This is a genomic window from Bradyrhizobium sp. F1.13.3 (assembly GCF_040548265.1).
GTDB lineage: Bacteria > Pseudomonadota > Alphaproteobacteria > Rhizobiales > Xanthobacteraceae > Bradyrhizobium.
Window position 1 is genome coordinate 1 of the sequence record NZ_JBEPRI010000031.1, and the last position, 12474, is coordinate 12474.

The 12474-nt window shown below is 58.7% G+C and carries 5 protein-coding genes and 3 pseudogenes; all 8 read right to left on the reverse strand.

Features of this window, described 5'->3' with window-relative positions:
• Positions 1-88: 88 nt before the first annotated feature.
• Positions 89-489: pseudogene (locus tag ABIB66_RS41180) on the reverse strand (transposase); the annotation flags it as partial.
• Between the two features lie 665 nt (positions 490-1154).
• Positions 1155-1535 carry a hypothetical protein gene (locus ABIB66_RS41185; protein WP_354259521.1) on the reverse strand — a complete coding sequence of 127 codons (381 nt, stop codon included), beginning with the start codon at positions 1533-1535 and terminating at the stop codon, positions 1155-1157.
• A 942-nt stretch (positions 1536-2477) separates the two neighbouring features.
• Positions 2478-3215: an outer membrane protein gene (locus tag ABIB66_RS41190; RefSeq protein WP_354259524.1), complete on the reverse strand. Its 738-nt coding sequence runs from the start codon at positions 3213-3215 to the stop codon at positions 2478-2480.
• A 2621-nt stretch (positions 3216-5836) separates the two neighbouring features.
• Positions 5837-7007 (reverse strand): annotated as a pseudogene (gene nodC, locus ABIB66_RS41195) (chitooligosaccharide synthase NodC); the annotation flags it as partial.
• 3 nt (positions 7008-7010) lie between these two features.
• A pseudogene (locus tag ABIB66_RS41200) lies at positions 7011-7346 on the reverse strand (chitooligosaccharide deacetylase NodB); the annotation flags it as partial.
• Positions 7347-8379: 1033 nt separating this feature from the next.
• The gene (locus ABIB66_RS41205; protein ID WP_354259527.1) at positions 8380-9039 is read right to left on the reverse strand and encodes a hypothetical protein; all 660 of its coding nucleotides are present in this window, start codon (positions 9037-9039) and stop codon (positions 8380-8382) included.
• Positions 9040-9980: 941 nt separating this feature from the next.
• On the reverse strand, positions 9981-11009 hold the full coding sequence (locus ABIB66_RS41210; RefSeq protein WP_354259530.1) for an LLM class flavin-dependent oxidoreductase: 1029 nt from the start codon (positions 11007-11009) through the stop codon (positions 9981-9983).
• Between the two features lie 205 nt (positions 11010-11214).
• The gene (gene hisC, locus ABIB66_RS41215; RefSeq protein ID WP_354259533.1) at positions 11215-12312 is read right to left on the reverse strand and encodes a histidinol-phosphate transaminase; all 1098 of its coding nucleotides are present in this window, start codon (positions 12310-12312) and stop codon (positions 11215-11217) included.
• Between the last annotated feature and the right edge of the window lie 162 nt (positions 12313-12474).

A 12474-nucleotide genomic window follows, 5' to 3' on the forward strand; every position in this document is an offset into this window, starting at 1 on the left:
CGTCCAGATCTCCTGCAACGCGGGTTTGGCTTTCGGCTGCTGGCTCTTCGATAATTTGGCGAGCACGTTGGCGGTTTTGGGCACCCAGCAGCGCTTCCGAGAAGTCGCCAGTCGAGATACCCTTCAGGTAAAGGATCGGCAGCAGCATCTCGATCAACTTCGAGCGGCGCATGTAGGGTGGCAGGATCGACGGAGAGAACCGGATGCGGTCGGGGTTGGTGGCGTCCGCTTCGCGATCGCGAACACATAGCTGGCGGACAGCGACCGGACCGATACCGGTCATCACCTCGCGCTCCGGCAGGTGACCATGGCGGACGAGGCGCTGGTGGCCCTCCTGCGTCCTCAATCAGCCTGCTTGTCGAGAAAGTCCGCAACCTCGGCCTCGACTGCCTTGGCGAGCAGGGCACGGGCTCCGTTGCGCAAGATTTCGGTGAGTTGATCGTCGAACAATCCTGACTGAATCAGCTTGATAACGTTATCGTTGGACACGGCATATCGCTCCTTCGGTGGAGAAGTGGAGGCTTCAAGCACCCCCACGATATGCCGCCTCCGATTCCCGTCGTCACCAACTTTCGGCGATAGCTCAAAATCGCGCGCCTGCCTGCGGATGACCGACGAGCCTTGAATCGGAACGGTCGGTTCTGCAAGGAGTGCCATTTCGGTTGCGGTCGGATCGACCCAAACTCTGACTGGTTCGCGTCCGAAGTTTTGACCGGAACGCAGGCGAGAGGAGAGTAGAAGACAATGAAGGATCTTATAGTCGTCGGGCTCGGTCCTCACGCGATGGCTAAGTATATCCCTCTGATCGAGAGCGCCGTCGCCTGCAGGCGAGCCTCGGGATTCCATGTGGTTGAGCTGGCGAGCACGAAAAATGCTGTGCATGCCCTTTTCGAGACCCGCGCGTGCAAGCCGATGAATATCTCTTGGGTACCCGATCTCCGACCACAGGGCATCTGGTACTCCGGCGAGGGGGAGGACGCTCCCAGAGCGTTGGGCAGTCCCAGTCCCCGCTGCGCATTCCAGGGAGGTGATCAGGCGTTCCAGACGATGGTGATCACGGAGTCCAGATGATGGCGATCACTGGAGACGAACACTACTGACGAGTTTATGTGTGCTGCGGCCTCCTCGTCACGATTGGCGGGTTGGTTTGGAGATTATCCCGGCGGTCCATGGGAGGGATTCGTGCGCGGCGCGAAGTGCCGCCACGAGCGACGGAGCGACGCGCGTGGGAGGGGCCTGTGGGCCGGCGGGGCGATCGCGCGTGAGGTGCTCACGATTTTTCCCTTTCGCCGGCCTGAGGCGATCCAGTCCGGCAGGATTCGGGTGAGGCTGGATTCGGCGTAGGTGTAGTTCGAGGCGCCGAGCACGGCGACGAAAATCTGCACGCTGCGCACCTCACCGTTGAGCCCGTCAACCATCTCCATGGTATGGCCGGAATAGTCGACGAACAGCTTCTCGCCGGCGATATGGACCTGGCGCAGGGTCGGTTTGAGACGGCGGGTCCACTCCTTGTAGCGTTCGCAGAACCACAGCATAGCTGAAGCTGTCTGAGTTTGCGTCGCAATACTCCTCCCACAACAGCATCAGCGTGACGTTCGGGCGCCGCAGCTCGCGATGCACGAGCGCCCAGTCTGGATGCGGACGCTCATCGCTGGGCCGATCAGAAGGCGGCGGAAACAGGCGGTTCTCGAGCTGGACGTCGTCATCCAGCTCCGGCGGCAGCGGTCAGGTCAGGCCGGCGCGGCGAGCTCGGTTGAGGTACTTGCTACCGTGCCCTGGGCCAAGCCGAAGGCTGCGGGCAACGGCGCGTTGCGACGTGCCGACGCTGTAGTGCAGGCGTGGTACTTCACGAATGTGGCGCATGGATAGTCTCTCTGTCGGCATTCGATCCTCTGCGGTTGGGCAAAAGAGGTAGCCGGGTTGCAGACTGGTCTATCGGAACACCGCTACATGCGGCAATACTCACTTTCATTCTGATCGCCGCGCTGCAAGCCCGAGCTCCTCGAGCCCGTACTGCTGCACGCTCAACAATAGGCGCGTAAGAAACTGGCCAAGACATACACGCTCGGATGCTTCTCTTGCCAGTCATCTGCGCAATCGAGCCGGAGACCTAAGTGCACGAGTCCCCGTTTCTGCGGTCGCGCTCTTTAGGGGCAGTCCCTGTGAACGTGAGGTTGGGTGCGGCCCCAGAACAAAGAGGCCCGTTCAGCGCCAGGATGCCAACTCGAACAGCAGCTTCACAAGATACAGACCGAATCTGCCCGGTTCCGTCTCGGTCTGTGACATCCTCGCGTAAGTGAGCTTTTTGGACTCGCATTGCGACGACATACGAGCCCAGGAAAACGGTTTTGCTCGATGGAGCAAGCGCGCCTCCGAACAATGCAAAAGAGTGCGTATAGCTCCTGTACAGCGGATCGACAGGTCAAAACACCCCGGCCCATGGGCCGGGGCTTTCGATCTGCCGTTTGAACGACAGATCAATATTTGAGAAGAACCGGACCGCCGAACTTATAGTTGAGCCGTGCCGTTATAACATCGAACTCCTGGGGGATGCGATCGGTCCCGCGAGCGGATGCGGCGAAGTTCATCGTGCCGGGCAGCATGAATAAGTGATCGTACTCGAGGCCAACCGACCAGTTCGGTGCGAAGCCGTACTCGATTCCGGCTCCCAACGCGCCGCCCCAAAGAACGTGCTCGCTGTTTCCAAGCTGCGCGCCCGTGAGGGTCGAGTTGATGTGATAGGTGTTGCTCGTCACTGCGGCGCCGGCTTTGGCATAAAGCAGTACGTTGTCGAAGGCATAGCCGATCTGCCCTGTCACCAGGCCAAACGCATCAATCTTGGTCTGGTTGATATCCGAAAACGCGACGCTGATATTCGAGCCGGTCAAATCAGCCCAGTTCCCCTGGCCTTCAACGCCAAGCACGATCTGGCCCATCTGCCATCGATAGCCGATCTGGCCACCAACGGTCATGCCGGTCGCATCATGACAGCCCTCGGGCGTGCCGCCATTGAAATCCCAGCAATTCGAGCTTGAGCCCAAGCCACCGTTCATACCGAGATAGTAGCCGCTCCAGTCGTAGATTGCAGCCGCGACAGGCTGCGGAGCTATGGTGTAGAGAGGCTGGACGGGCTGCGCAGCCAGATCCGCGCCAAATGCGGGCGCCACCGCGCCAAGCGCCACAATGCTCACAGTCGCGAGCAACAAGTTCTTCATTTCTACTCTCGTGTCTTGAGTGCCCCCGAGCCTCGTGCGTCTTAACAACGTCTGCGCGAATTGCTGTAGCTGCATCGCAACATTCGCGCCGAAAGGAATGTTCGAACCGAACGCTGCGTCAGGTTGCGGCTTTGCAGATCATCTCTAACCGCTTCGCAATGCTCGGACGCGTGCGAACACAGTTAGCTTAGGTGTCGACGAAAAGCGGGCTACTGATCTCAGCGGATTAAGCGCACCGCAAGCCAGATGATACCCAGCCACACCGCAACTGAGAAGAGCAAAGCGCTTTGCAACGTCCTTGCTCTTGTTCTGTGGCGCCATCGAAGGAGCTGCGATGAGCAACCGGTGAAGCGCCGGCCCCGTACAACAGCTATCACTTCATCATAATCTGTGAATCGGAAGAGAGAGCGATGCTTGCGAATATACGCCAGCCGCCCTGTGGGTGAGAGGCACTGTGCCCAGACCGCCCATGCCTCATCATCAAAACATACGCTATTTTCAAGGACTTCGGCGAGGCGCTCGTCAGGCTTCATGATGCATCCGCTGTACTGACTATCGCGGATCGCGTTCTACAAGGAAGCCTCACCTTCGGAACCTCTCAGTTTAGGTAGGCGAGTTCAGCGAATCGAACGGGTCCAGGAAGCATTGGTCACGGTCAACGCGACGTTGATCCCGACGTGAGATGATACTCGAAGTCATGCGTGGCTCTGGAACTCGCTTTTCGCCCAGTGCAGATCGCGACGGGCATCGAAGCGCTGTAGATGGCCGAGGAGAGTGAAAGGTGCTCCTTGTCGACGCTGCCGCAGTCAGTTCAAACGCTAGCTCGCGTGGCAGACATATCTTCTCCGCGGTTCGCACCAGCGCTGATTGGAATTCGGTCCGGCAATCGCTTCCGTACATGCTAAGATCACACAGGTATACGTTGTCAGGCCGGGGCCGGTTGCGAATCCACCGCTGCCGACCCGATGATCCGTGAAGGGCCGGCTCGGGGTCTTCACCGCTTAGTGTCTCAGTCAAATCGGTGATCAGTCACACGTCACACCGTGCTGTTGGGACTGACTCCACGCGAGCACGCGCGTCGCCTCCGCTCTGCCTTGCGAATCTGTGCGCGACGAACTGGCGGCGGGGGGCGCCCTCCCGTCGAGGATCGGCAATTTCCTTGTTTGAGCAAGGCCGAATGCGCGTTAGGAACCACGGCGTGCGGGGACTTGCAGCGGCGGCGGAGCAGAAGTGCTGGAATGAAAGAGAGCACCATAGAGCCGGGCGCGCTCACGCCGTTTGCGAGAACGCCAGCTGCGCACAGCGTAGCCCAATCCAAAGCCGCCGAAGAAGAGCAAAGTGAGCAAAAGGAGTGCTGTCGTCATCTCGATGTCTAACCCGCAGGATTGCTTTGATGTGTTACGTCGCACTCGCGCCATCGGTGGGTTGACTAGTTAGTCGGCGCGACGCGGCGGATGCCTGGTTCCTACAACGTGACGCTACGTACGATTCAAGTCCCTTCGGCTGCTCCCAGCCAAAATGTATTCTAACTCGAGATGGCCTGCAGCCGCAGTGTGCGCGAGCCAGGCATAGTCTGCAGATGCGCGGAACGGCCGACGCCATGATTGTAGGAAACGACATTCGTTATGGGCTGATACCTGTGGTTTGGTCAGAGTGGCGCGCTTCTCTCGGCGGCTTGCCCGACCTGCCCTGGGGAACGGAGAAGACGTTCGGCGGCAGCTGAAACGTGGACGAGGCTAGCCATCTCGCTGCGCAGTCGGCGTGCTGTTAAGACGCCGGAGCTATTTGCGTCGGGGCGGCCGGCAGGCGGTCGCATTGCGGTGCAAGGCGTACCGCACTCATCCTCTGAGACGAGCCTAAATTACAGGGGTTTTGCCTTGAGGAGGCCGAAGAAGTGGTCCTGCCACCTGTCCCGCGGCCTGCCTGCTGACGAGACGAATCTGTTAGGAAAACTAGGATGCCTGTATACGCATAGCGCGGCGATCTTCAAAGGACCGCCGGTTATCAAAACGGCGGTGATGTCTTCTCATGGGTGATGTCTTATTACTCGTTCGAGTGATGAAACCTGCGCCTTACGCAGAATTCCGCCAGCTGCTAGGCGGAACCTCGATTTGATTGGAAGGGGAACAGTTGAACATGTGATCAATCGAATCGCCAAGAACGCAGGCGCTATGATTTGGGTCGGACTTGGCTTCACGTGTCGCTCCCCGAGCTAGAACAAGCTTGGCGATTTGCGTACGATTGGCGATAGTACGGCGATCTGGCGGTAAAGCTGCGACTGCCTCGTCGAAAAGGTTAGCTAGGATGCGGAGGTCTTCTGGATAGAAGAGGTCACCGTGTTTTTCCGCTGGGACTGTTCGCCTGCTGGCGCTTGCCTCGCCTATTGCGCCGAGTTCCAGTTTTGCCGCGACCAGTTCGCTTGTGAGTTCGTCGAGCAGCTTGACCGCTCCGAGCGCGAATTTGTCTTGGCAGATCAGTTGAGCCATGACCTCCAATTGGAAAGCAATGCGGTGCTCAAGGTGCTGAATGCGCGACGTGCAAACAATCTCCTTCGCTTTATCGGTTCTGGGGGCCGCGTTCAAAAAGTTGCCAGGCCTTCCATTTTCGTCGGGCAGATCTGGCAGTCTGCGCGAGAGCCAGTCGCTGTTGCTCAAGGTACAGAGCGCGTAGGCCTTCATTGGGAGCAGGAGGAAGATGTTAATCGGAGTGTGCAGCGCGAACCCAAGAAATCGAAACTCGCCGGCGCGAACGGCCGCCACGCTGCACCGAACCATGGTCATCGCGACGATGGTCAGACCGGTCCACCAGGGCACGCTGTCGGTGAGCGCGAGCTGAGCGAGCGCGGCAATCGATGACGGCGAGCAGCGGCGGCCCGAGATTCTGTCCGAGTACATCGAGCGTGAGGTACCGATCGAGGCCGGGCAGCAGGTGCAAACCGAGCAGCGTGTCGCGGTAAGTGCTCCGCGCCCAGCGGAGCTGTTGCCGCAGATACGGCAAGAGCTCGTCCGGGACCACCGTGGCGGCGATGGCGTCCGGAACGTACTCGGTTCGAAATCCTGCCTTGAGCATGAGGATCGTCAGATGGCGGTCCTCACCGAAGTCGCTCGGCTTTCCCCGGAAAAACTGCGTCTCGTACTGGTCGAGCAACAACATGAGCGCGGAACGGCGGTACATGGCACACGGCCCACAGCAGCACATGACCGCACCAAAGCGCGTCTGAGCCGCACGCTCCTCGTTGCAAGCCAACCAGTACTCCATGTCGATCAATCCGGTCAGCCAGCTGTCGTTGCGGTTGCTGGCCGTCAATTGACCCATGGCCGCGCCGACGGCTGGATCCTGCATCTTGCGTACGAGCTTGCTGACAACATCGCTGGCGATTTCCGTGTCGGAATCGACGTTGAGCACGAGATCGCCGAATGACCGGCGTATCGCGGCAATCTGCGCCTTGCGCTTTCCGACGTTGCTTGGCAGCAGAATGACGCTGACCCTCGGGTCATGTGCGTAGCTTGCGTGTACGGGTGCCACTGCACCGACATTTGCGGAGCCGTCATCGACCACATAGACCTGCAATCGCCCTGGGTAGTCCTGGCCTACAATAGACTTCAGGCGGGCGGCCAGCGTGCCCGGGTCCTCGTTGAAGCAGGGCACGATGACATCCACGCTGGGCAGAGCACCGGTGTTGACCGGGTCGTACGGCGGCAGTGAGGCGTCGGTCCGCAGCGCATAAAGCGCCTGTGCGCTCTTGTGGACGCTGGAGAGCAACGCGTAGGAGGCAACAGCAACGGTGCTGATGGGTCATGGGCATTGATCGATTCGGTTAGGTTGAGGAAGCGACCGGATTGCAAATCCACGGTCGTGCAGTGCTGGAATGAGCTGGGCGAGCGCCATTACGGTCTGGTCGCGCCGACCAGCATCAGGGCGGCGTCCCAGCTCGTCGGGAGGGCATCCGTCGTGCAGCAGCACGATTGCCCCCGCTTGCAGCGAGGTCAGCACTGCGGCAACAATCGCCTCGACGCCGGGACGAGCCCAGTCCTGCGGATCGACTGACCAGTGCAGGGCTGCCAGATCGGCCTTCGCCGACGCGGCGAGGGCCTCCTTAGTCCGTATCCCGTACGGCGCACGCATGTGCTGTGGCCACGAGCCCGCATCAAAGACACTCCAGTTCCTTGTTGACTCGCAAAACACTCACGATCGACGCGACGCCGGACCGATGCGCGTCACGCGCAGCCATCCGGGCTCAGGCTGCCAGGGCGCTGCACCCAACGGCGCTAGATTGCCCTTGTCGCTATCGACTTGCGCTGCGCCGCTCCTGCTAAGGCTTGCTAGAGATCTGAAGGCGAGCTGCCCATGCTGTCTCATGACTGATGTTGGGCCGGACTAATTCATGCAAGAAGCTCGCGCGTGCCACGATAGCGAGACCAAGACACTTGCCTCTATCTGGACGGAAGGGGTGATCATGTGCTGGCGCTTGCCCGTCATCCGCACATTGCGTTGAAAATCGCGAATACGTCGTCACCCGCCTGATCCTGACCGTCCTTGCTATAGCCGGCGGCTAGCTATGTGGATTTGGAAAATATTGGTAAAATCCATTGTTTTGATGGGAGGTATCCATGCTGCGGATGGGCCAAGAGGGATTCATTAACGTCGGGTGGGTGTGCCGGTCCTCTTGATCCAACTGATCAGGCGCATACCGAAAAATGGCTCAACATTCCACCTTCGGTTCGGTGAAGTTCATCGCCAAGCATCACAGCCATAGCGCGAAAACGCGAACCATGATGCTTGAGTTGAATCAACTCGAGCACTGCTTCCCACGAACAGAGTCGAGCCCTCTCCACTGTCCGATGACGACGACTGGCCAACCCTTTTTGATGATTAAGCTACAGAGCTGAGGGGGACTCGCATTTTGGCTCGACGCAGAGGACGTTAAAGATGGCCAGTGAGAGCCTGCTTCCGGATGCTAGAGCCAAACCCGAGCCTTCAGCATTTCGGCAGGTTCCAACGAGCGTGCCGGCCTCAGCAGACATTAGATTCCTCAATTAGCGAGGTCGCTATCGCTCGATTCCACCAGCTTCAAAGCCCCTCAGGAGCTCAGTCGAAGCGCCTCAGCCAACATCAACAGTGCACAGCCAGATTGCGGCCGGCGATGGGTGGAGCGGGGCATGCATCAATGCATCCTGCGATTAGCGTTGCAGATATCGACTCCGCTAAGAGGATCCTGAGTGCGGGGCGGTTCGCTGGTCATCAGCATTTTCATTGCCAAATCGAGCGACATGAATGCTCGGTCGCGGACCGCCTGCGGCAAATCAGGAGTCGCGTCGATCGCAGCGCGCGCGTCGCTCATAATCTTATCTTTTGCGGAAAGAAGCTTTGCATCTAACATTACATGAAGCGTCTCTCGAACGTCAGGTGAGATCGAGCCGTCTCCATCGATCAATTCTCGAAGTTTCCAAAACATGCGCTCGACTGCTACCATAGAACCGAGGACTGACATCAGTCTTGGTGACATCATTGCCATCTCCTTCTCCAGCCAGATTCTGGCGACCATCCCAGCGAAATCAGATCTGTTCCCGTTTGACACCGGCGCGGGCGGCGACCCTGAAACAGGCGAATGACTGGGGTGCAATTTCTCTGCCAGGGGCGTGAGACTCAGGTTGCTCAGGGAAGCACGCAAAGCGCGCGATTTGCGAGCAAAGCATTTATCTTTCCTGTGCTCCAGATTGTCGCCCGGGCGCGTGCGGTGGTCGAAAACCGACATGTAGGGTGGTTCTGTTTGCGACAAACCGCCAGCGGCATCGGAGTTGGACTTCTCCTGCCAGGCGTCCAATTCTTATCCGCTTGTTCACTGGATCGCTCAGTTGTTCAGGCGGAATTGACTGAGTGATCCCGTTCACGCAACGGTGGTCATCCGATACCCGGTGCTCAGGGCGCGCCCACGCGTTTTGTAATTGCATGGGTGCATTTAGATCGAGCCTGCCGATCTGGCGGAGGTGTGTTGATCGTGCGCCACGTTGACCTCGATCGATGTCTTGACTCTCCATTGGCCGTCTGGTCGAGCTCAGAAGAGATGCTACTTAAACGCACATATCATTTCCTTGTGCCGGCGTCCGTATCTCGGATTGATTCACTTCGTCTGTCTTACTGTCCGCGTCCCTGCACGGCTATGCTGTGCAAACCGTGCATTTTACCCACCACCGGCCACCGCGTTTCTCCGCGCGTAACTTGCCGCGGCGGATCCGAGAGAGCACGGCCTCGGGGCTTATGTGATTCATCGCCGCAAACCGCTGAACAGTGAGGTAGTCCTCATCGAGAGGTCGGGGGGTGCTAATGCCGTGCGCGGCCAGCAGAATGCGCAGCGAAGCCAATTCTGCCAGCACGACATCGAGCTTACGCGCGATCTCTTCGGTCTGAGCGGAGCGCTGCCGGGACCGCGTCACGACAGGCCCGCTCGGGCGCTAAGCCACACCTGGGATTCGCCTAGAATGCGATCGACAAACCGGCGCACCAAAGCGGGAAGAGCGTGAGCCGACTTACCTGCCCAAGCAAGCCACCGCTCAGGTAGTGTCAACGCACGCAAAGTGAAGGACAGGCCATTTATTGCCGTTAAGGCTCCTGTTTGGCGATGTAGTCGAAACGGTCGAATCCGCGCAAGAGCCGTTTGGATCGCAAAAGCGGCCTTATAGATGCATTCGGTATTCATCGGCCCCGGCGTTGCCATTTGTTGCCGGATCAATGGCGAATTTACTGGAACTCGCTGTTGGCTCACCGTCAGCGGTCTGCCCCTATGAGCTCCGAGTGAATCGCCATTGCCGTATTGAGGCAGGCATCCAGTGTCAGAGATCCGAAGGCGAGCTGGCAAAGAAGATAGTTGGCCCCTGCCTCTTCCACATGATCGAGAAGAGTTTGGCGCACCGAAGCGCCCGTTCCGACAACGCACAGTTCACTGTGGATTGCGGCATCCAAGGTCAGGGGCAGGTTGGATGGAGGCGGGATGTCATTGAGCTCGTACAGGAACTTAAAGCTTTTCAGCCATGTTTCGTAGGCTGGCGCGGCGAGGGAACGGGCCGCCGCTTCAGAGCTTGCGATTACGACCATGCGGAGCAATGCGAGAAACGGTGCTGAACCGCTGGCGTCACGCTCCGCGCTTCTATGAGCGTGATAGCGATCGGTGACCTTGCGAACGGCAGAAGAAGGCCCCATGCACGCCAGATTTGCGCCATTTGCCGCCGCCCAAATAGCGGACTCTGGCCGATTTGTAGCAATCCAAGTTGGGGGACAAGGACGCTGGTGAGGTGAAAGCGTCAGAGGAACGTCGCTTAGCGCAAAATGTTGCCCTTGGTATGAGAGCGGGCCGCCATTCATCGCGCTAACGAAGATTTGGGATGCTTCCTCGTAACGGCTTGAGGCAACGTCGGCTCCAACGCCAAAATAGCTCAGTTCGATCGGCAGGGAGCCGCGGCCAAGGCCGACCTCAACCCTGCCGCTGCTCAGGTGATCCAACATGCAGATCTCCTCGAATGCACGCAGTGGGTGATAGAGGTTGAGCAGCATGACCAGTGGGCCAACGCGAAGTCGCCGTGTGCGTTGTATGACGCTCGACAGAAACAAGTTCGGCGAAGGGCCCCTTCCATGAGGAGAGCAGTGATGCTCCGCCAGATGATAGGCATAGAAACCGAGCCGGTCGTAGGCCTCCGCCAGCGCGAGGCGGTCCGCATATTGCCGGGCGATATCGCGGCCGTCCTCGTCAAGATGATCAAAGATGCCGCAGGTCAGGTTTGTGGGAAGAACGTTTCTCACTCAGTTATCTCCTACATAGAGGGAACCGAAGTCCGCCGGGTTGTGTGGGTGCAAGAGGCGCGCGCTGGCAATGCGCTGCATAGGCTGCGAAGCCGTTCTCAACGGCGCGTCATGCGCTGACTGGATGGCTGCGTCGCGAAGCCGCATCAAGTGTTCGTCCGGATCGATCACGAACGGGGATCCGTGACATCAGTGGAAGAGGCCACTAGCCACGGCATCCCACCGTTTCAAGAATGCTGTCGACAGCTGTAAGAAAAGCATCCATCTGACGCGTTGTACCGATACTAACCCGAATGCACTCCTCCAAGCCGGCATCCGGAAAGAAGGCAACAAGGAGCTTGTGGTCTTCCAACGCCGCCTGCCACCATCTGCCACTCTGGCCTAAGGGCACACGGGCGAGGAGGAAATTCGCGTGGGAAGGCGTTACAGAGAACCCAAATTCTGAAAGGGCGGCCGCTACGCGCTGCCGCTCAAGCCTGACGTGGCGATGGTTCTCCTCGTAGGCGTCGCGATGCGCAAGGACGCTCATGCCCACCGCATGAGCGACCACATTCATGTTAAAAACATTCTGGATGTTACGAAGCCGTCCAATTAGCTCGGGATGGCCGAAACCGAAGCCGACGCGAATGCCAGCGGCGGAATAACTCTTGGAAAACGTGCGCAGGACCAGAAGATTCGAATGGCGCTCAACAAGGCGTAGGCCATCCTCAGGTGCGAAATCGACATAGGCTTCGTCCAATACGATCAATCGGTCAGATCGTATAACGAGGCGTTCAATCTCAGCGACCGGAACAAAGGTTCCGGTCGGATTGTTTGGGTTGGCCAGCAGAATGAACTTGGCATCTTTAGTGGGACCGAAAAGCAGCTCATCCATCGGCAAGCAGTCAGGTTCAGACCAGGGAATTTCAATGAAGCGCGCCCCTTGCAACATGGCAAGCTTGCGATTGAACGAGAAGCCAGGCGACATCATTGCGATGCCGTCGCCGGGGGCAAGAAAGGCTCTGTAGATTAGACTGAGGAGTTCAGACGATCCATTGCCAGCCATCACGCGATCGGTCGCGATGCCGTAGGCAGCTGCGGCCGCTTCTCTCAAGCTGATATTGTCGTCTTCTGGATAAAGGTATTGCAGCTCAAGAGCCGCAATTGCGCTTCGCATCACGATGCCTGGCAAAGGAAATGGGTTCTCATTTGTGTTCAGTTTCACGCAACCGTCGTCCGGGGTAGGCCGGCCGGACGGCAGAGCGCCCAGCTCGCGGGCGACCGGCGTGAGCGAGGAAAGCAGAGTTCGCAATTTCCCGTCCAACTTGGTATTCTCCTTTGGTGTGTCGACGAGAGCGGTTGAGGGCGCTCATTGAGCTTAGTCGATACGCGCCGTATGTTCGGGGCCGGCATGCGCAAGGCACGACTGAATGCGAGTGTTTGGGGCGATGGGTCGGCTTAGATCTAAGCGCCGCACCGGATCAGA

Excerpts from the sequence above, each read along its gene's own strand:
- ABIB66_RS41185 (WP_354259521.1), bottom strand. The coding sequence starts at position 1,535 with ATGCTGTGGTTCTGCGAACGCTACAAGGAGTGGACCCGCCGTCTCAAA.
- ABIB66_RS41190 (WP_354259524.1), bottom strand. The coding sequence starts at position 3,215 with ATGAAGAACTTGTTGCTCGCGACTGTGAGCATTGTGGCGCTTGGCGCG.